Source organism: Streptomyces sp. NPDC056347, assembly GCF_042262625.1.
Lineage (GTDB): Bacteria > Actinomycetota > Actinomycetes > Streptomycetales > Streptomycetaceae > Streptomyces.
The window spans coordinates 1-19868 of sequence record NZ_JBHJQP010000156.1; the positions used below are offsets into that span (position 1 = coordinate 1).

Annotated in this window: 18 protein-coding genes; 7 read left to right on the forward strand and 11 right to left on the reverse strand. The window is 71.2% G+C overall.

Features of this window, described 5'->3' with window-relative positions:
- Positions 1-86 precede the first annotated feature (86 nt).
- From ftsH to dacB, 5 genes are all read right to left on the reverse strand, one after another.
- Positions 87-2117 (reverse strand): ATP-dependent zinc metalloprotease FtsH, encoded by a 2031-nt coding sequence (ftsH, locus tag ACFCV8_RS28310; protein ID WP_376688297.1) that lies wholly within the window; start codon positions 2115-2117, stop codon positions 87-89.
- A 229-nt stretch (positions 2118-2346) separates the two neighbouring features.
- On the reverse strand, positions 2347-2886 hold the full coding sequence (gene hpt, locus ACFCV8_RS28315; RefSeq protein ID WP_030972308.1) for a hypoxanthine phosphoribosyltransferase: 540 nt from the start codon (positions 2884-2886) through the stop codon (positions 2347-2349).
- Between the two features lie 98 nt (positions 2887-2984).
- A complete protein-coding gene (gene tilS, locus ACFCV8_RS28320) occupies positions 2985-4082 on the reverse strand; it encodes a tRNA lysidine(34) synthetase TilS (RefSeq protein ID WP_376688298.1) in 1098 nt (365 codons plus the stop codon).
- 197 nt (positions 4083-4279) lie between these two features.
- Complete coding sequence (locus tag ACFCV8_RS28325) at positions 4280-5413, reverse strand: zinc-dependent metalloprotease (protein WP_376688299.1); 1134 nt, start codon at positions 5411-5413, stop codon at positions 4280-4282.
- Positions 5414-5463: 50 nt separating this feature from the next.
- Complete coding sequence (dacB, locus tag ACFCV8_RS28330) at positions 5464-6999, reverse strand: D-alanyl-D-alanine carboxypeptidase/D-alanyl-D-alanine-endopeptidase (protein ID WP_376688300.1); 1536 nt, start codon at positions 6997-6999, stop codon at positions 5464-5466.
- 56 nt (positions 7000-7055) lie between these two features.
- On the opposite strand from dacB, the gene ACFCV8_RS28335 reads away from it, so the two are divergent.
- Together ACFCV8_RS28335 and ACFCV8_RS28340 are read left to right on the forward strand one after the other, a co-directional pair.
- A complete protein-coding gene (locus tag ACFCV8_RS28335; RefSeq protein ID WP_073789594.1) occupies positions 7056-7550 on the forward strand; it encodes an inorganic diphosphatase in 495 nt (164 codons plus the stop codon).
- A 193-nt stretch (positions 7551-7743) separates the two neighbouring features.
- Positions 7744-9459, forward strand: a complete 1716-nt coding sequence (locus tag ACFCV8_RS28340; protein ID WP_376688301.1) for a threonine/serine exporter ThrE family protein — start codon at positions 7744-7746, stop codon at positions 9457-9459.
- Positions 9460-9488: 29 nt separating this feature from the next.
- On the opposite strand, the gene ACFCV8_RS28345 is transcribed toward ACFCV8_RS28340, so the two are convergent.
- Positions 9489-10184 carry a DedA family protein gene (locus ACFCV8_RS28345; protein ID WP_376688302.1) on the reverse strand — a complete coding sequence of 232 codons (696 nt, stop codon included), beginning with the start codon at positions 10182-10184 and terminating at the stop codon, positions 9489-9491.
- 187 nt (positions 10185-10371) lie between these two features.
- Between ACFCV8_RS28345 and ACFCV8_RS28350 the strand changes: the two genes are divergently transcribed.
- Positions 10372-10737 carry a YbjQ family protein gene (locus ACFCV8_RS28350; RefSeq protein WP_376688303.1) on the forward strand — a complete coding sequence of 122 codons (366 nt, stop codon included), beginning with the start codon at positions 10372-10374 and terminating at the stop codon, positions 10735-10737.
- Between the two features lie 97 nt (positions 10738-10834).
- Here the strand turns inward: ACFCV8_RS28350 and ACFCV8_RS28355 are convergent, their stop codons facing one another.
- On the reverse strand, positions 10835-11614 hold the full coding sequence (locus ACFCV8_RS28355) for a MerR family transcriptional regulator (RefSeq protein ID WP_376688304.1): 780 nt from the start codon (positions 11612-11614) through the stop codon (positions 10835-10837).
- Positions 11615-11718: 104 nt separating this feature from the next.
- On the opposite strand from ACFCV8_RS28355, the gene ACFCV8_RS28360 reads away from it, so the two are divergent.
- From ACFCV8_RS28360 to ACFCV8_RS28370, 3 genes are all read left to right on the forward strand, one after another.
- Positions 11719-13041 (forward strand): ion channel protein, encoded by a 1323-nt coding sequence (locus ACFCV8_RS28360; RefSeq protein WP_376688305.1) that lies wholly within the window; start codon positions 11719-11721, stop codon positions 13039-13041.
- Between the two features lie 106 nt (positions 13042-13147).
- Positions 13148-13771 carry an NAD(P)H:quinone oxidoreductase gene (gene wrbA, locus ACFCV8_RS28365; protein ID WP_376688306.1) on the forward strand — a complete coding sequence of 208 codons (624 nt, stop codon included), beginning with the start codon at positions 13148-13150 and terminating at the stop codon, positions 13769-13771.
- Between the two features lie 116 nt (positions 13772-13887).
- A complete protein-coding gene (locus ACFCV8_RS28370; protein WP_376688307.1) occupies positions 13888-15312 on the forward strand; it encodes a glutamate decarboxylase in 1425 nt (474 codons plus the stop codon).
- A 19-nt stretch (positions 15313-15331) separates the two neighbouring features.
- Here the strand turns inward: ACFCV8_RS28370 and ACFCV8_RS28375 are convergent, their stop codons facing one another.
- The 4 genes from ACFCV8_RS28375 to ACFCV8_RS28390 all read right to left on the reverse strand — a co-directional run bounded on the left by ACFCV8_RS28375 (position 15332) and on the right by ACFCV8_RS28390 (position 19030).
- On the reverse strand, positions 15332-15973 hold the full coding sequence (locus ACFCV8_RS28375; RefSeq protein ID WP_376688308.1) for a PadR family transcriptional regulator: 642 nt from the start codon (positions 15971-15973) through the stop codon (positions 15332-15334).
- 18 nt (positions 15974-15991) lie between these two features.
- Positions 15992-16543 carry a DinB family protein gene (locus ACFCV8_RS28380; protein ID WP_376688309.1) on the reverse strand — a complete coding sequence of 184 codons (552 nt, stop codon included), beginning with the start codon at positions 16541-16543 and terminating at the stop codon, positions 15992-15994.
- 90 nt (positions 16544-16633) lie between these two features.
- Positions 16634-18091, reverse strand: coding sequence for an aldehyde dehydrogenase family protein (locus ACFCV8_RS28385; RefSeq protein WP_376688310.1), 1458 nt, complete (start codon positions 18089-18091; stop codon positions 16634-16636).
- Between the two features lie 54 nt (positions 18092-18145).
- Complete coding sequence (locus ACFCV8_RS28390; protein ID WP_376688311.1) at positions 18146-19030, reverse strand: helix-turn-helix domain-containing protein; 885 nt, start codon at positions 19028-19030, stop codon at positions 18146-18148.
- Positions 19031-19360: 330 nt separating this feature from the next.
- Between ACFCV8_RS28390 and ACFCV8_RS28395 the strand changes: the two genes are divergently transcribed.
- Positions 19361-19846 carry an ATP-binding protein gene (locus tag ACFCV8_RS28395; RefSeq protein ID WP_376688312.1) on the forward strand — a complete coding sequence of 162 codons (486 nt, stop codon included), beginning with the start codon at positions 19361-19363 and terminating at the stop codon, positions 19844-19846.
- Positions 19847-19868 lie beyond the last annotated feature (22 nt).

Below are 19868 nucleotides of genomic sequence, written 5' to 3' on the forward strand. Positions count from 1 at the left end.
CCCACAGGCTAGAACCTGTGGGGGCGCGGCTTCCATTCCGGGCCCGGCGGGACCCCCGTGAAAGGGGCCACACCGGGGAACGGGGCTCAGCTCTCGGGCCGGTCCTCCGGGACCGCCTCGGTGGCCGGGACGGCGTCCGTGGGGACGGTCGTGCCGTTCGCCGTGGTGGCGCCGTTGGTGAGCGCGAGCTCCTTGGGCGAGAGCACCGGCGGACGGGTGGACGGCGTACGCCGGGCGGAGCCGGTCCACGCCGGGCGGGCCGGGCGCTTCACGATCGGGGCGAAGATCTCGGCGATCTCCTCCTTGCCCAGCGTCTCCTTCTCCAGGAGCTGGAGAACGAGGTTGTCCAGCACGTCGCGGTTCTCGACCAGGATCTCCCACGCATCGTTGTGGGCGGTCTCGATGAGCTTCTTGACCTCTTCGTCGACGAGCGCCGCGACCTCTTCCGAGTAGTCGCGCTGGTGGCCCATCTCCCGGCCCACGAAGGGCTCGGTGTTGTCGCCGCCGAACTTGATCGCGCCGAGCCGCTCCGTCATGCCGTACTGCGTGACCATCGCGCGGGCCGTGGCGGTGGCCTTCTCGATGTCGTTCGCGGCGCCGGTGGTCGGGTCGTGGAAGACCAGCTCCTCGGCCGCGCGCCCGCCCAGCATGTACGCCAGCTGGTCGAGCATCTCGTTGCGCGTCGTGGAGTACTTGTCCTCCTCCGGGAGCACCATCGTGTAACCGAGGGCGCGGCCGCGGGAGAGGATCGTGATCTTGTGGACCGGGTCCGCCTGGGGAGAGGCCGCCGCGACCAGGGCGTGTCCGCCCTCGTGATACGCGGTGATCTTCTTCTCCTTCTCGGACATGATCCGGGTCCGCTTCTGCGGGCCCGCCACGACGCGGTCGATGGCCTCGTCGAGCATCTTGTTGTCGATCAGCTTCAGGTTGCTGCGCGCCGTGAGGAGCGCCGCTTCGTTGAGCACGTTCGACAGGTCGGCACCGGTGAAGCCGGGCGTACGACGGGCGACGGCGCCGAGGTCGACGTCCTTCGCGACCGGCTTGCCCTTCTGGTGGACCTTGAGGATCTCCAGACGGCCCTGCATGTCCGGCCGGTCGACCGCGATCTGCCGGTCGAAGCGGCCCGGGCGCAGCAGCGCCGGGTCGAGGATGTCCGGACGGTTCGTGGCGGCGATCAGGATGACGCCGCCCTTGACGTCGAAGCCGTCCATCTCGACGAGCAGCTGGTTCAGCGTCTGCTCGCGCTCGTCGTGCCCGCCGCCCATGCCGGCGCCGCGGTGGCGGCCGACGGCGTCGATCTCGTCGACGAAGACGATCGCCGGGGCGTTCGCCTTGGCCTGCTCGAAGAGGTCGCGGACCCGGCTGGCGCCGACACCGACGAACATCTCGACGAAGTCGGAGCCGGAGATCGAGTAGAACGGCACGCCCGCCTCGCCGGCCACGGCGCGCGCGAGCAGCGTCTTGCCCGTACCGGGAGGGCCGTAGAGCAGGACGCCCTTGGGGATCTTCGCGCCGACGGCCTGGAACTTCGCCGGCTCCTGGAGGAACTCCTTGATCTCCTGGAGCTCCTCGACGGCCTCGTCCGAGCCCGCCACGTCGGCGAACGTCGTCTTCGGGGTGTCCTTGGTGATCAGCTTGGCCTTGGACTTCCCGAACTGCATGACCCGGGAGCCGCCGCCCTGCATCTGGTTCATCAGGAACAGGAAGACGACCACGATCAGGACGAAGGGCAGCAGCGAGAGCAGGATCGAGATGAACGGCGACTGCTTCGACGGCGAGACCGTGTAGCCCTTGTCGATCGAGCCGCTTTCGAACTTCTTCTGCAGCGTGTTGGCGAGCTGGACGCCCTGGTCGCCGATGTAGCTCGCCTGGAACTTGGTGCCGGACTCGTCCGGGAGCTTCGCGCCCTTCTTCAACTCGATCTTGATGATCTGTTCGTCACCGGTGGTCAGCTTGGCCTGCGCCACCTGGTCCTTGCTGATCGCCTGGATCACCTGGCCGGTGTCCACCGATTTGTAGCCGCCGGACGAGCCGACGACTGTCATCAACACGACCACGGCGAGGACGGCCAGCACGATCCACATGACCGGCCCACGGAAGTATCGCTTCACGTCCATCCATACGGGGCGAATCCGCCCCGTCCCTCCTGCCCGTAGGTAAATGCTGCTGTGAGAAAAGAAAGACTGTTCTTCGGACGGTACCCCAGCATTGTCACCCGCGAGTGCCGGGGACGTCTGTCAAAACCCGCCTTCGAAAGCCCAACGGCGGGAATCCGGTGAAAGGTTCCCTTCCACCGGTCCCGGCCCTCCCGGACGGCCGGGAGCCGGGCGGGGGGCCGGTGGAAGGTCAGCCGCCGTAGACGTGCGGGGCGAGCGTGCCGACGAACGGCAGGTTGCGGTACTTCTCGGCGTAGTCGAGTCCGTAGCCGACGACGAATTCGTTGGGGATGTCGAAACCGACCCACTTGCAGTCGAGGGCGACCTTGGCCGCGTCCGGCTTCCGGAGCAGCGTGCAGATCTCCAGGGAGGCCGGCTCGCGCGAGCCGAGGTTCGACATCAGCCACGACAGGGTCAGGCCGGAGTCGATGATGTCCTCGACGATCAGGACGTGCTTGCCCTTGATGTCGGTGTCCAGGTCCTTGAGGATCCGGACCACGCCGGAGGACTGGGTGCCCGCCCCGTACGAGGAGACGGCCATCCAGTCCATGGTGACGGGGGTGGACAGCGCGCGCGCCAGGTCCGCCATCACCATCACCGCGCCCTTGAGGACGCCGACGATGAGCAGGTCCTTGCCCGCGTACTCCGCGTCGATCTTCGCGGCCAGCTCGACGAGCTTCGCGTCGATCTCTTCCTTGGTGAGGAGCACCGCCTGGAGGTCGGTGCCCATGTCCTTCTCGTTCACCCGCGTCTCTTTCTGTGCCTGCCGGTCCGGGGTGCCGCCCCGCACCGGCGCGGCCGCTCTTCTGCGTGTCGGCCGCTGGTGCTTCAGCTCTGCCGAATGACCAGTCTGCCACCCTGGCGCATGGCTTCGACGCGTCCGGGCAGGTTGATGGCCCGTTGGCCGCGCCAGCCGGTGATCAGGCGGTCGACTTCCTCGATGTGCCGGGCGAAGAGCGAACCGGCCGGGGAACCGGCCTCCATCACGGCGCGGCGCAGCACCCGGCGGCGTACCGCGGGCGGCAGCGCGTAGAGCTTGGCGCACTCCAGGCGGCCCGCCTCGTCGCGTACGGCGCGGTCGGCCTCGGCGGCCCAGGTGTCCAGTGCGTCGGCGTCGTCGCGGGAGAGCTGGGCGGTGCGGGCCAGGGCCTCGACGACGCCCTTGCCGAGCGCCTTCTCCAGGGCGGGCAGGCCCTCGTGGCGCAGCCGGGAGCGGGTGTAGGCGGGGTCGGTGTTGTGCGGGTCGTCCCAGACGGGCAGGGACTGGGCGAGGCAGGCCGTGCGGGCGGTCTGGCGGTCGAGCTGGAGGAAGGGGCGGCGGTAGCGGCCGGCCGGTCCGGAGGCGGCGGCCATGCCGGAGAGCGAGCGGATGCCGGAGCCGCGGGCGAGGCCGAGCAGCACGGTCTCCGCCTGGTCGTCGCGGGTGTGCCCGAGCAGGACGGCGGCGGCGCCGTGCCGCTCGGCCGCCGCGTCCAGGGCCGCGTAGCGGGCGTCGCGGGCGGCGGCCTCGGGGCCGCCGTCGTGGCCGACACGCACAGCGACGGCCTCGACCGGGTCGAGGTCCATGGCGGTGAGGCGGTCGACGACCTCGGCGGCCCGGGTGTCGGAGCCGGCCTGGAGGCCGTGGTCGACGGTGATGCCGCCGGCCCGGACGGCGAGCTTGGGGGCCTCGAAGGCGAGGGCGGAGGCGAGCGCCATGGAGTCGGCGCCGCCGGAACAGGCCACCAGCACCAGCGGGGTGTCGGGGCGTTCGGGGAGGGTGGGGCGCTGCCTGCCCGCACCGGCTTCGGCGAGCTCGGGGTGCGGGGTGCGCCGGCCGGGGTCGGCGCTTCGGGTGTGTTCGGTTCGGGAGTGCTCGGTGAGTACGTCGTGGAGTACGCGGCGGACCGCCAGGCGTATCGCCGCGACCGCGGGATGAGGACCCATGTCCGGTGCCCTTCGTGAAGTTCGGGGAGGCGCCTCGAAGTGCCGGACGGGAGTGTGCCGTCACTCAGAGTGCGTCGATGGTGACAGAGCCAGGCCGTCCGTCGAGCATTGCACGCCTTTCCCTGCGCCAACGGTCCCTCGGATGGGTGATTACCCGCGCGTTCGCCCGCTGTCGTGCGTCGTGGGGCCGGTGCCGGTCAGGAGTCCGCCCTGCGGTGCACCCGTGCGATCCAGTCCGCCGGTTTCGCGATCTCCGCCTTGGTGGGCAGGGTGTTCGGCGAGGTCCAGACCCGGTTGAAGCCGTCCATGCCGACCTCGTCGACGACGGCCCGGACGAACCGTTCGCCGTCGCGGTACTGGCGGAGTTTCGCGTCGAGGCCGAGGAGCTTGCGCAGGGCCTGGTCGAGGCGTCCGGCGCCGCGCGCCCGGCGCTGCTGGAACTTCTCACGGATCTCGGCGACGGAGGAGACGACCTCGGGGCCGACGCCGTCCATCACGTAGTCGGCGTGGCCTTCGAGCAGGGACATCACGGCGGTGAGGCGGCCGAGGATCTCGCGCTGGCCGGGGGTCTGGACGAGCTCGACGAGGCTGCGGCCGCCGTCCTCCCCGTCCTCGCCCTCGGGGCGGCCCCCGGCGAGGGACTGGGCGGCCTCGCGGAGCCGTTCCAGCAGGGTCGTCGGGTCGACGTCGGTCTCTTCGAGGAATGACTGGATCTCGCCCTGGAGGTGGTCGCGGAGCCAGGGGACCCCGGTGAACTGGGTGCGGTGGGTCTCCTCGTGGAGGGCGACCCAGAGCCGGAAGTCGTGCGGGTCGACCTCCAGCTCGCGCTCGACGTGCACGATGTTCGGGGCGACGAGCAGCAGGCGTCCGCCGCCGTCGGCCCCGGCAGGGAACTCGCGGGTGGCCGGGGCGAAGGTTTCGTACTGGCCGAGGACCCGGGAGGCCAGGAACGACAGCAGCATGCCGACCTCCACGCCGGTGACCTTGCCGCCGACGGCGCCGATCACCGCGCCGCCGGGGCCGCCGGGGCGGCGGTCCTGCATCTTGCCCAGCAGCGGGCGGAGCAGTTCGCGGAAGCCCGCGACGTTGGCCTTGATCCAGCCCGCCCGGTCCACCACCAGGACCGGGGTGTCCTCCGGCTCGGCCCCTTCCGGGATCATCCGGGTGAAGGAACGGACGTGCTCCTCCGAGGCCTTGGCGTGCCGGCGGAGCTCGGCGACGACCTCGCGGGCCTCCTCGCGGCTGATCTCCGGCCCCGGGCGCACAAGCCGGGTCGCGGTCGCGACCGCGAGATTCCAGTCGACCATCTCGGCACCACCGATGCTCGTCATGCGTCAACCGTACGTGCTCGGGTCCGTCCGCGGTGAGGGGTCGGGGCGGCTCAGTGGGCGCCGGCGGCGAGTGCGGTGGCGAGCTCGTCGAGGGCGGACTGGGCGTCGGCGGGGGAGGTGGTGCCGGATGCCAGGAAGGCGAAGGCGAGCAGGCGGCCCCGGCGGTCGACGACCGTTCCGGCGAGGGTGTTCACCCCGGTGAGGGTGCCGGTCTTGGCGCGGATCAGGCCGGTGCCCCGGGACTTGCCGGTGTAGCGGTCGCTGAGGGTGCCGCTGAATCCGGCGACGGGCAGGCCGGTGAGGACGGGGCGCAGTTCGGGGTGGTCCGGGTCGGCGGCGCGGGCGAGGAGCCCGGCGAGCAGTCCGGCGGTGACCTTGTCCTCGCGGTTCAGTCCGCTGCCGTCGGCGAGTACGGCGCCGGTCAGCGGCAGCCGGAGCTTCTTCAGCCGGTCGGTGACGGCCCGTCGGGAGCCGGCGAAGTCGGCGGGTTCGCCCGCGGCGAGGGCGGTCTGCCGGGCGAGGGCCTCGGCGATGTCGTTGTCGCTGTTGGTCAGGGCGCGTTCGACCAGGGCGGAGAGCGGGGCCGAGCGGTGCTCGGCGAGCTGCCGGGAGGCGGCGGGGGCGCGGCCGGGCTTCGGGGCGGGGGCGGTGGTGATCCCGGCGTCGTGGAGGAGCCTCGCGAAGGCGCGGGCGGTGTCACCGGCCGGGTCGTCGGTGCGCGGGGCGGGGCCGCTGTCGCTCTTGTCGAGGCGTCCCTCGTCGGTCATCAGGGCGCTGAGGGGGGCGATGTTCTCGTTGGGGCCGATCGGGTGCCGGGCCGGTCCGGAGTAGCGGGAGGTGTCGTACGTCAGGCGGGTCCTGGTGACGCCCTTGTCCTTGAGGGCGCGGGCGGTGGTGGTGGCCAGCGCGCGCAGGGCGGCCCTGTCGAGGGTGGGGTCGCCGCCGCCGACCAGGGTGAGGGTGCGGTGGTCGGCGGTGGCCCGGACGGTGGTGGCGATGCGGTGTTCGGGGCCGAGTGCGCTCAGGGCGGCGACCGTGGTGGCGATCTTGACGGTGGACGCGGGGGTCATCGGCGTACCGGCGCCCTTCGCGTACAGCCGCTCGCCGCTCGCGGTGTCGATGACGACGGCGGCGGGCCGGGTGCCCAGGGCGGGGTCCTTCAGCAGCGGGCCGAGCACGGTACGCAGGGCGTCGGCCGCGCCGTCCGGTGCGGTACGGGAGCCGGGGGCGGCGTTGTCGACGGTGGCGGTCAGCGCTGCGAGGACGGGCGGGGCGCTGGGCGCGGGCTCCGGCCCGGACTCCACGGCGCTCCCGTGATCTGCGCCACCTGTGCGGCTCGCCGCGACCGCCCGGTCCAGCTCGGCCTTACGCTGACCCGAGTCCCACGGACCGGCGGCAAGGACGACGCCGGCCGCGAGCACCAGACCGAGGCCGGCGGAGACGGCGGTGAACTGCCGGTCGTTCAGCCGCGTCAACCTGATCGCTCCGCCCCGGCGGGTGAGTCGGCTCAGCTTGTCCAGCGGATTGACCGACGGTCTCTTCACCGGCTCGTCCACCGTTGACCAGCCCCTTTCGCGAGCACACATCTGCGTGAGGGACACTTAATCACCAGTCGTATGTGTTGATCATGGAGGAGCCACCCGTGGAGTTCGACGTCACCATCGAGATTCCGAAGGGTTCGCGGAACAAGTACGAGGTGGACCACGAGACCGGTCGGATCCGCCTGGACCGTCGACTCTTCACCTCGACCAGCTACCCGGCGGACTACGGCTTCGTCGAGAACACCCTCGGCGAGGACGGCGACCCGTTGGACGCGCTGGTCCTGCTGGACGAGCCCACCTTCCCCGGCTGCCTCATCAAGTGCCGCGCGATCGGCATGTTCCGGATGACGGACGAGGCCGGCGGCGACGACAAGCTGCTGTGCGTGCCGGCCTCCGACCCCCGGGTGGAGCACCTGCGCGACATCCACCACGTGTCGGAGTTCGACCGCCTGGAGATCCAGCACTTCTTCGAGGTCTACAAGGACCTGGAGCCCGGCAAGTCCGTCGAGGGCGCCGACTGGGTCGGCCGCACCGAGGCCGAGGCCGAGATCGAGGCCTCCTACAAGCGTCTTGAGGCGCAGGGCGGCGCGCACTGACCCGAGGGTCGTGATCGGTTCCGCTTCTGCGGTTCCGGGCAGGCGGGCGGTACTTCCTCCGGATCTCTCCGGTGGGGGTGCCGCCCGTTTCGCGTATCCGCCCGGCCGGGCGGACGGCCCGCTTCCGCCCCCGGTCCGGGGCCATGGCCATACTGGGCTCAGGCGCAGCCGGTGCGAGGAGGAGCGAGGTCGAGTGGTGGCGGAACAGGGCGGTCCCGAGGACCAGAAGCCCCAGTCCGACGAGGCGCGCAGCGCCTTCGTCCCGCCCACCGGGATGGAGCGGCGCACGGCTCCGGCCGAGGATGACCACCCGACGTCGGAATTCGCCATTCCGGCCGGGCTCGCGAACGAGTCCACCGGCTCGGGTTCCGGTTCCGCTTCGGGGTCCGGCGCGGGTCCCGGTCCAGGTTCGGGTTCGGAAACGATCGGTTCCGCGTTCGCCCCGCCGAGCACGTACAGCGCGCAGCACTCGCCGCCCGCCTTCACGCCGGCACACGGCAGCCCGATGATCCGGCTGAGCGAGGAGGCCCCCTGGCAGGACCGGATGCGCACGATGCTGCGGATGCCGGTGGCCGAGCGCCCGGCGCCGGAGCCGGCGCAGAAGCCGGGCGAGACGGGGCCGGCGGTGCCCCGGGTGCTCGACCTGACGCTGCGCATCGGGGAGCTGCTGCTGGCGGGCGGTGAGGGCGCCGAGGACGTCGAGGCGGCCATGTTCGCGGTGACCCGCAGCTACGGCCTGGACCGCTCGGAGCCCACGGTCACCTTCACCCTGCTGTCGATCTCGTACCAGCCGTCGCTGGTCGACGACCCGGTGACGGCGAGCCGTACCGTACGCCGCCGGGGCACCGACTACACCCGGCTGGCCGCCGTCTTCCGGCTGATAGACGACATCACCACGGGGGACGTCGAGGTCTCGCTGGAGGACGCCTACCGGCGGCTGGCGGAGATCCGGCGCAACCGGCACCCGTACTCGGGCTGGGTGCTGACGCTGGCCGGCGGCGGGCTCGCCGGGGCGGCGTCGGTGCTGGTCGGCGGTGACGCGGTGGTGTTCCTGGTGGCGGCGCTCGGCGCGATGCTCGGCGACCGGCTCGCCTGGCTGTGCGCCGGGCGGGGGCTGCCGGAGTTCTACCAGTTCGTGGTGGCGGCGATGCCTCCGGCCGCGATGGGGGTGGCGCTGACGCTCACGCACTGGTCGGACGTACGGCCGTCCGCGGTGATCACCGGTGGGCTGTTCGCGCTGCTGCCGGGGCGGGCGCTGGTGGCGGGGGTGCAGGACGGGCTGACCGGCTTCTACATCACCGCGGCGGCCCGGCTACTGGAGGTCATGTACCTGTTCATCGGGATCGTCGTCGGGGTGCTGCTGGTGCTGTACCTGGGGCTCCAGCTGGGCGCCCAGCTGAACCCCGAGGCCCGGTTCGTGCCGCACGACCGGCCGGTGGTGCAGATCCTGGCGTCGATGGCGCTCTGCTTCGCCTTCGCGATCCTGCTCCAGCAGGACCGGTCCACGGTGCTGGTGGTGACCCTCAACGGCGGGGTGGCCTGGGTGATCTACGGGGCGATGGCCCGGACCGGCAACATCTCGCCGGTGGCGGCCACGGCGACGGCGGCCGGGCTGGTGGGGCTGTTCGGGCAGTTGTTCTCGCGCTACCGCTACACCTCGTCGCTGCCGTTCATCACGGCGGCGATCGGGCCGCTGCTGCCCGGTTCGGCCACGTACTTCGGTCTGCTGGCCGTGGCTCAGGGGCGGGTGACCACGGGGCTCGCCTCGCTGTCGACGGCGGTGGCCACCGCGCTGGCCATCGCGATCGGGGTGAACCTGGGGGGTGAGATCTCCCGGCTGTTCATGCGGGTGCCGGGAGCGGTCGGCGGGGCCAACCGCCGCGCGGCCAAGCGGACGCGCGGCTTCTGACCCCCTGCCCCCGGTGTCTCCGGGCCGTCTCAGCGCTTGGCGTGGCGGCCGCGCTGGGGCTGGCCGGGGCCGCCCTCGGCGTCGCCGCCGACCGCCGCTTCCTTCTTCGACCTGGAGCGGGCCCGCAGGAACTCGATCGCGATCGGCACCACCGAGATGAGCACGATCAGGATGAGCATCGCCTCGATGTTCTCGTGGACGAAGTCGATCTTGCCGAGGGCCGAGCCGAGCAGGGTGACGCCGACGCCCCAGAGGACCCCGCCGATGACGTTGAAGACGATGAACGAGCGGTAGTTCATCCGGCTCACACCGGCGATGATCGGCGTGAACGTCCGCACCACGGGCACGAAGCGGGCCAGGATCAGCGACTTGGGCCCGTACTTCTCGAAGAACTCGTGGGCCTTCTCCACGTTCTCCTGCTTGAAGAGGCGGGAGTCGGGGCGTCTGAAGAGCGAGGGGCCGACCTTGCGGCCGAAGAGATAGCCCACCTGGTCACCGATGATCGCCGCCAGCGCGACCAGCAGGCAGACCAGCCAGAGCGGGGTCTTCAGCTGGTTCGTGGTCACCAGCAGGCCCGTGGTGAACAGGAGCGAGTCGCCGGGGAGGAAGAAACCGATCAGCAGTCCGGACTCGGCGAAGACGATGAGGAGGACGCCGGGAAGTCCGAAGGTGTTGATCAGATAGTCCGGGTCCAGCCAGCTCGGTCCGAGCGCAAGCGTGTTCAAGGGTCCGGGCTCCTGGATAGGTCGAATTGCGGCTGCACGGCCGCTGCGGCTGCGTGGCCGCCCAAAGCTATCAACGCACGATGACACCACCGGGTTCCAGATGCCCCTGGCGGGTAGGCGTATCGGCCCGGCCGGGGATGCACATCGGATCAACCCGGACAAAGCTGTCCCCAGGAGGTGCCGGACGATGGGCATTGAGGAGTACGGCGGCGGACAGTCGGGCCAGTCGGACGTCCTGGTCGTCACGACGAACGACGTACCGGGATACCGGGTGACCCATGTGATCGGCGAGGTGTTCGGCCTGACGGTCCGCTCCCGCCACCTGGGCAGCCAGATCGGTGCCGGGCTGAAGTCCATGATCGGCGGCGAGCTGAAGGGGCTGACCAAGACCCTGGTCGAGACCCGCAACCAGGCGATGGAACGGCTCGTCGAGCAGGCGAGGGCCCGCGGTGCCAACGCGGTCCTGATGATGCGCTTCGACGTGACCGAGGCCGCCGACGTGGGCACGGAGGTGTGCGCCTACGGTACGGCGGCCGTGATCAGCCGGGAGTGAGCGGACGGGAGTGAGCGGACGGGAGTGAGCGGACGGACCGCGGGGGCGGGGCGCCCCCGCGGTCCGGGAGGCCCCCAGGCCCCGCCCCCCGCGGCGCTCAGCCCTGGTCCCCGGCACCGTCCTCGACGCGCCGGGCGTTGGCCATGATCGCGTCCCGCAGGTGCTCGGCCAGGCCCGGCCGCATCCCGTCGTAGTACGCGCGGAACCTGGGGTCGGCGACGTACATCTCGGCGAGGCCGCGGTGCATCTCGATGCCGCATTCGTGGTACCAGCCGGTGACGTGGCGCCGGTGGGCCTCGGCCAGGTCCATGGCGCGCTCGCCGGTGGGCGGTTCGCCGTCCGCCATCATCGCCGTGTAGGCCTCGGTCCACTCGGCGATCTCGGCCTGCAGCCGCTTCCAGTCGTCCTTGGTGTACCCGGCGGCCCGGCGCTGCGACTCGGTGTACGCGGCGGTGCCGCCCCAGCGCCGCTCGGCCTCCTCCGCGTACGCCTCGGGGTCCTTGTCCCCGAAGACCTCGAACTTCTCCTCGGGCGTGAGGTTGATGCCCATCTTCCGTGCCTCCATCGCTTTCTCGACGGCCTCGGCCATCTTCCGGAGCTCGGCGATCCGCCCGGTCAGCATGCGGTGCTGACGGTGCAGGTGTTCCCGCGGGTCCGCACCCGGGTCGTCGAGCAGTACCGCGATCTCGTCGAGCGGGAAGCCCAGCTCCCGGTAGAACAGGATCTGCTGGAGCCGGTCGAGGTCGCCGTCGCCGTAGCGGCGGTGCCCGGCCCGGCTGCGCCCGGTGGGCGAGAGCAGCCCGATGCCGTCGTAGTGGTGCAGCGTGCGCACCGTCACTCCGGCGAATCCGGCGACCTGCCCCACGGAATAGTCCATGGCTTCCCCGTTCCCTCTTCTCGATCGGGTACGTCCCGAGCCTCGGTCCTGACGCGACGTGAGGTGCAAGCCCGTACCGCCACCTCGGCGCGGTTCGTAGGGTTATGCGGCTTTTACGCCCGTATCGTGAGCCGGTGGTCACCGAACCCTCCGCACCCGCGGCCCCCACCCCCGCCCGACGTCTGCTGCCCGCCATCGTGCCCGCGGTGGTCGTCGGGGTGCTGAGCGCGCTCGTCCTGCTGGGCGTCAGCCTGCTCGCCGAGCGGTTCCAGGAGGTGCTCTGGGAGGCGCTGCCCGACACGCTCTCCGTGGGCCGGTACTCCGCACTCTGGACGGTCGCCGTGCTCACCGCCTGCGGGCTGGCGACCGGCCTGCTGATCCGGGCGGTGCCCGGTCACGCGGGCCCCGACCCGGCGACCACCGGGCTGGTCGACCCGCCGCTGCCGCCCCTCGTGGTCCCGGGGCTGCTGCTGGTCACCGTGCTCACCCTGGCGGGCGGGGTCAGCCTCGGCCCGGAGAACCCGATCACCGCCGCCAACATCGCGCTGGCCTGCTGGCTCGGCGGCCGGCTCGTCCCCGGTGCCCCGGCGGCGCAGTGGCTCGCCCTGGCGGCCGCCGGGACCGTCGGGGCCCTCTTCGGCACCCCGGTCGCCGCCGCGCTGATCCTCACCGAGACCCTCACCTCCCGCCCCGGACCGGGCGCGCTCTGGGACCGCCTCTTCGCCCCGCTGGCCGCGGGCACCGCGGGGGCGCTCACCATGACGCTGCTGGCCCACCCCAGCTTCGACCTGTCGCTGCCGCCCTACGGCCGCCCGCGCTGGGGCGACCTGCTCTCCTCCGCGGTGATCGCCTCGGCGGGGGCGGTGCTCGGGCTGCTGGTGGTGTACGCGTTCCCGTACGTCCACCGGTTCTTCCGGTCCCTGCGGTCCTTCCGGGGGCTCGGGGGCCCCGTCCTCGCGCTGACCGCGGGCGGGCTGCTGCTCGGGGCGCTGGGGGCGCTGGGCGGCCGCCTGACGCTGTTCAAGGGGCTCGACGAGGTGCGCGAGCTGGCCGCCGCCCCGGACGGCTGGTCGGCCGGGCAGTTCGCCGTCATGGCCGTGGTGAAGGCGGCCGCGCTGCTGGTGGCGGCGAGCTGCGGCTTCCGGGGCGGGCGGATCTTCCCCGCCGTCTTCGTGGGTGTCGCGCTGGGGCTGTGCGCCCACGCCCTGGCCGGGGCGGTGCCGGTGGCCCTGGCGGTGACCTGCGGAGTGCTGGGGGTGCTGCTGGCCATCACCCGGCAGGGGTGGCTGAGCCTGTTCACCGCGGCGGTGCTGGCCGGGGACGCGGCGGTGCTCCCGATCCTCTGCGTGGCCTCGCTGCCCGCCTGGCTGCTGGTGACCGGGCGGCCGCAGATGCAGCTCGCCGAGGACGGTACGCCGCTGAGGTGAGGCGCGGTGTCCGGCGCGACGGATGCCCACCCCTTCCGTATCGTCGCACCCGTATGGATTCGTACGCATCCATCCCCTTCTGTCACGATCAGTCGGAGGTCTCCCCATGCCCACCCCCGTGAACGTCGCCGTCATCTACTACTCGTCGACCGGAACCGTCGCCACGATCGCCAAGGCCGTAGCGGAGTACGCGGAGAAGGCCGGGGCCGAGGTGCGGCTGCGCAAGGCCGCCGAGCTGGCTCCGCAGGCGGCGGTCGACTCCAACCCGGCCTGGGCGGCCAACGCGAAGGCCACCGCCGACATCCCCGTGGCCACGCCGGACGACATGGTCTGGGCGGACGCCGTGATCTTCGGCTCGCCGACCCGCTTCGGCAACGTCACCTCCCAGCTGAAGCAGTTCATCGACACCCTCGGCAGGCTCTGGCAGGCCGGTCACCTCGCCGACAAGATCTACAGCGGCTTCACCGCCACCAGCACCACGCACGGCGGCCAGGAGTCCACCCTGCTCGCGCTCTACAACTCGATCCACCACTTCGGCGGCATCCTGGTCGCGCCCGGCTACACGGACCCGTCCAAGTTCGTCGACGGCAACCCGTACGGCACCTCGCACGTGGCCGGACAGGGCGACATCCCGGTCGGCGAGCAGACCCTGACCGCCGCCCGGGTCCAGGCCGAGCGGGTCGTGAAGTTCACCCGGGCCGTCAAGGACGGCCTGGCCGCCGGGAACTGACACTCCGGTACGCCGAGAAGCGCCCCCGCACACCGCCGCGCACGCTGCCGTACGCCGTCGCGCACACCGCCGTACGCCGCCGTACGCCGCCGTACGCCGAGAAGGGCTGTCCGCCGATGCCGCTCCACAAAGGTTCGCCCCCGGGCGCGGAACCGTCCCCGGCCCGCAGCCGGCTCGCCCTCAACCCGTTCTACGGGGAGGCCGACCCGGCCGCCGGAATGGAGTCCGCGCCGCCCCGGCACCGGCTGCCCGACGGGCCGATGCCGCCGTCGACCGCGTTCGGGCTGGTCCACGACGAGCTGATGCTCGACGGCAACTCACGGCTCAACCTCGCCACCTTCGTCACCACCTGGATGGAGCCGCAGGCCGGGGTGCTGATGAACGAGTGCCGCGACAAGAACATGATCGACAAGGACGAGTACCCGCGCACCGCCGAACTGGAGCGGCGGTGCGTGGCGATGCTCGCCGATCTGTGGAACGCCCCCGACCCCTCGGCGGCCGTCGGCTGCTCGACGACCGGCTCCAGCGAGGCGTGCATGCTCGCCGGGCTGGCGCTGAAGCGCCGCTGGGCCAACCGCAACGCCCGCCGCTACCCGGCGACCGCCCGGCCCAACCTGGTCATGGGCATCAACGTCCAGGTCTGCTGGGACAAGTTCTGCAACTTCTGGGAGATCGAGCCGCGCCAGGTCCCGATGGAGGGCGACCGCTTCCACCTCGACCCGCAGGCCGCGGCGGCGCTCTGCGACGAGAACACCATCGGCGTCGTCGGCATCCTCGGCTCCACCTTCGACGGCTCCTACGAGCCGATCGCCGAGCTGTGCGCGGCGCTGGACGCCCTCCAGGAACGCACCGGCCTCGACATCCCCGTCCACGTCGACGGGGCCTCCGGGGCGATGGTGGCACCGTTCCTGGACGAGGAGCTGAGATGGGACTTCCGGCTGGCCCGGGTCGCCTCCATCAACACCTCCGGGCACAAGTACGGCCTGGTCTACCCGGGCGTCGGCTGGGTGCTGTGGCGCTCGCCCGCCGAACTGCCCGAGGAGCTGGTCTTCCGGGTCAACTACCTGGGCGGCGACATGCCGACCTTCGCGCTGAACTTCTCCCGGCCCGGTGCCCAGGTGGTGGCGCAGTACTACACCTTCCTGCGGCTGGGCCGGGAGGGCTACCGGGCCGTCCAGCAGGCGTCCCGGGACGTGGCGTGCGGGCTCGCGAACCGGCTCGGGGAGATCGACGACTTCCGGCTCCTCACCCGGGGCGACCAGCTGCCCGTCTTCGCGCTGACCACCGCGCCGGACGTGACCGCGTACGACGTCTTCGACCTGTCCCGGCGGCTGCGCGAGCAGGGCTGGCGGGTGCCCGCGTACACCTTCCCGGCCAATCGGGAGGACCTGGCGGTGCTGCGGGTGGTGTGCCGCAACGGCTTCTCCTCGGACCTCGCCGAGCTGCTGCTGGAGGACATCCGGCTGCTCCTGCCCCAGCTGCGCCGCCAGCCGCACCCGCTGAGCGCCGACCGGCAGCCGACGACGTCCTTCCACCACTGACGGCGGCTGCCGGGACCGCCTACTCCTCGTCGCCGGGGTGCGGCACGCCGGTCGCGTACGGGTTCTCCTCGCCCTCGGCGAGCACCCCGACGAAGGGCTCGCCCTCGCCGGCGAAGGTGTACGCCCCGCCCTCGATCCGGGCGATCAGGCCGCGCGTCCACTCGGCCCCGGCGTCCGCCGAGTGGATCCAGAGGTTCATGATCTCGCCGATGTGCCCGCCCGAGCCGGTCCCGCCCTCGGGTACGTAGTCCCCGGTGACCTGGGCCCGCCAGGCGGCCAGCCCCGCGACCCGCTCCTCGAGCAGCGCGACCGCCTCGGACCGCGTGAGGTCCACGATCCCGCCGAGGGCCGCCGTCAGCACGTCCGGCTTCTGGTCGTACGCGGTGAGCCCGGCGCGCAGCAGTGCGAAGTACTCCGCGTCGCCCCGCCCGGTGATCCCGTACTCCGTGCGGGGCGGGCCGCCCACGGTGCTCGGCCCGGTCTCGTGGGCGACCAGCAGTCCCTGCCTCGCCATCTGCTTCAGTGCGTGGTAGACCGACCCGGGCTTCGCGTTGGACCACTCGTGCGCGCCCCAGTACTCCAGGTCGTTGCGGACCTGGTAGCCGTGCGCCCGGCCGTGCCGGCGCACCGCGCAGAGGACCAGCAGCCGGATCGCGGACATCGCACGCACCCTCTCTGGTCAACTTTGACCAGAGTAGCCCTTCTCCTCGGCGATCAGCTCGAACGCGGTCCGGCCGTCCAGCGACTCCCGGATGATGTCGGCGTGCCCGGCGTGCCGGGCGTGCTCCTCGACGAGATGGGCCAGCAGCCAGCGCATCGAGACCCGCTCCCCCTCGGGGAACCACGGCGCCGGCGGCAGCGGGAAGGTGTCGCCCAGGTCGGGCACCGTACGGATGAACTCCTCCAGCTCGGCCACGACGCCGTCCCAGAACTTCAGGACGTCCTCGACGGTCTCGTCGCCGACGAGCCGGAAGGAGTCCCCCCAGGTCTCCTGCGTCCGGGCCGCCTCGTTCGGCTGCTGCTGGGCCAGCCGCAGCCAGTTCAGCTCGGTCTCGGCGACGTGCTTGACCAGTCCGGACAGGGAGAGCTCGCTGACGCTGGGGCGGCTCGCGGCCTGCTCCGCGGTCAGCCCTAGCAGTGAGCGGCGCAGCGCGCCGCGCTGGGCCTCGACGAAGGAGAGGAGCATGCCGCGCTCGTCACCGGGGGTTTCGGAAGGAACATGGGTAACCATGGGGTCCGCCTTGGTGATCCGTACCGGTTCTTCCTGACACCGATCAAACTACGGACCCTTGCGGACAACATGTGTCCTCAACGCTCGGATTCAGAAGGGAAATTCGCTCCGGTCGTGCCGGATCGAGACCCATCGCCGGGTGGTGAAGGCGTTCACCGCCGCCTCGCCGTTCAGCCGTCCGAGCCCGGACGACTTCTCGCCGCCGAAGGACACCAGCGGGTCGTCCTGCACGGTGGAGCCGTTGACGTGGAACATCCCGCTGACGGCCCGCCGCGCGAACCGCACCCCGCGCTCGACGTCCCGGGTGTGCACGGCGCCGCTGAGCCCGTACGGGGTGTCGTTGACGATCCGTACGGCGTCGTCCTCGCCGTCGAAGGGCACCAGCAGGGCCACCGGGCCGAAGATCTCCTGGGAGAGCAGCGGGGAGTTCTCGGGCAGGCCGGTGAGCACGGTGGGCTCCACCAGGTTGCCCCGGGTGGAGCCGCGGACGAGCGCGGTGGCACCGTCGGCGACCGCCTGGTCGACCAGCGCGGTCAGGGCGTCGGCCTGGAAGGCGTTGATGACCGGGCCGATCCGGGTCTCCGGCTCGCGCGGGTCGCCGGTCCTGAGCGCGGCCACCGCGGCGGCGAACCTCGCGGTGAACTCCGTCTCGATCCGGCGGTCCACCAGGATGCGGTTGGCGGCCATGCAGACCTGCCCCTGGTAGAGGAAGCGGCTGAAGACGGCCGCGTCGACCGCGTGGTCGATGTCGGCGTCCTCCAGCACCACCAGGGCGCTGTTGCCGCTGAGTTCGAGAACCGTTCGCTTGAAGTGACCGGCCGCGACCGCGCCGACCCGGCGGCCGACCCGGTCCGTGCCGGTGAACGAGATCACCCGGGGCACCGGGTGCTCGATGAAGGCGTCGCCGATCTCGGCGACATCGGTGATCAGGACGTTGAGCAGACCGGCGGGCAGCCCGGCGTCCTCGAAGATCCTCGCGAGCAGGGTGCCGCCGGTGATCGGGGCGTTCTGGTTGGGCTTGACGACGACGGCGTTGCCGAGCACGAGGGCCGGCGCGACGGACTTCATCGCCACCAGGAACGGGAAGTTGAAGGGGCCGATCACCGCGACGACACCGACCGGCAGCCGGTAGAGGCGGTTCTCCTTGCCGTCGTCCGGGGAGGCCGGGAGGGTGCCCGGCGGGTGCAGGGCCCGGCCGATCGCGTCGCGCAGGAACTCCTCGGCGAGCCCGACCTCGTACTCCGCCTTGGACCGGGTGCCGCCCACCTCGTCGATGATCGCGTCGACGATCCGCTCACGCAGTCCGCCGATGACGCGCAGCGCGCGCTCCAGGACCTCGCGCCGACGGTACGGCCCGGCGGCGGCCCAGGGGCGCTGGGCGCGCTCGGCCGCCCGGTAGGCCTGGTCGACCTCGTGCGCGGTCGAGATGGTGATGGCGGCGAGTTTCTCCCCGTTGTAGGGGTTGAAATCGATGACGTCCCACGAGCCGCTACCGGTCCGCCACTCACCGTCGATGTATTGGTGGGCCAGCTCGTGGAAGAAGGACATGCGATCCCTTAACTCAGCTGCAGACTCCCGTCGAACCGTCATCGTACTGACAAGTCACGTCAGTTGGAGCAGACCACGGAGCAGATCCCGGCTCTCTTCCGGACCAGGACTGTCGTCGTGCAGCCGGGTGATGGCCTTTTCGTACTGAGCGACTTCTTCGGCCTTGTCCAGATAGAGCGCACTTGTCAGCTGCTCCAAATAGACAATGTCCGACAGATCGGATTCCGGGAATCGGAGCATCGTGAAGGAGCCGCCCTCTCCGGCGTGTCCGCCGAAACTGAACGGCATCACCTGGAGCGTGACGTTGGGGCGCTCCGACATTTCGATCAGATGCCGCAGCTGCCCGCGCATTACTTCGCGGTCGCCGTACGGCCGGCGCAGCGCCGCCTCGTCCAGCACGGCGTGGAAGTGCGGGGCGCGCTCGGAGACGAGCGCCTTCTGGCGCTCCAGTCGCAGCGCCACGCGCCGGTCGACCTCGACGGCGGGCGCGGCGGCGCCCATGCCCCGGGTGACGACCGCGTGGGCGTACGCCTCGGTCTGCAACAGCCCGTGAACAAACTGGACTTCGTACACTCGAATGAGTGATGCCGCCCCTTCCAGGCCGATGTATGTCTGAAACCAGCCGGGCAGCACGTCCCCGTAACTGTGCCACCACCCCGCCACGTTGGCCTCCCGGGCCAGGCCGAGCAGGGCGTCGCGCTCCGTCTCGTCCGTGACTCCGTAGAGCGTGAGCAGGTCCTCGACGTCCCTGGCCTTGAAGCTCACCCGTCCCAACTCCATGCGGCTGATCTTCGATTCGGAGGCCCGGATCGAGTAGCCGGCCGCCTCACGGGTGATGCCGCGCGAGTCGCGCAGCCTCCTGAGCTGCGAGCCCAGAAGGATGCGCCGCACCACAGATCCACTCGACTCGCCTGCCGCCACTGCTCCGGTCCTCCCCATCGCTTCCTGGGCAACGGGGTTCCCCCCGTGAACCCCAAGTGCCGGATTCTGCCACCAAAACGCTTCAGCCCGTACTCATTCGATTACGGAAATGGCAAGCGTTCCAGAACCCGTCAAAAATACCCACCGGAAGAAATGACCAAGAACCGGCACGGGTTCGGACAGGTCAGGCGCGTGCACGTGCATCTGCCCTTGCATCTGCCCAGCGCATTGGGAACCATGGGGCTCGCGCACCTGCGTGCTCGTTCGTGTTGTGCCGCTGTACCCCCCGCAGTACCGATACAGCCGCGAATCCCGGGAGTGCCTCGCATGGGGACGAATGGATCGACGATGCTCGAGCCGTTACGGCAGGGGCTTCCCCCCATCGATCCCTCAGCCGTCTCCGGATCAGCTACCTGCACACTGCCCGCCCGCTTCGAAGCCGTGGGCGGGGCAAGGCGGTTCACCCGGACGACGCTGAACGGATGGGGCCTGACCGAACGCTTCGACGATGTCGCACTGGTGGTCTCCGAACTCGTCACCAACGCGCTGAGGCATGCCCTGCCCGCGGAGGGCGCCACGGGCGAGTCCCCGGACCCGGCCGTACGGCTGCACCTGATGCGCTGGAGCTCACGCCTGGTGTGCGCCGTGCGCGACCCCAGCCGGGAGAGCCCGATCGCCTCGGAGGCGCCCGACTGCGCCGAGTCGGGGCGCGGCCTCTTCCTCGTGGAGTCCTTCAGCGATTCCTGGGGCTGGCATCCGTCGCCGGAGACCGGCGAGTTCGGGTCCGTGAGGGCAACGCGCGGCAAGGTGGTCTGGGCGCTTTTCCGGATCTAGGGGACATCGACAAAAACGGAGC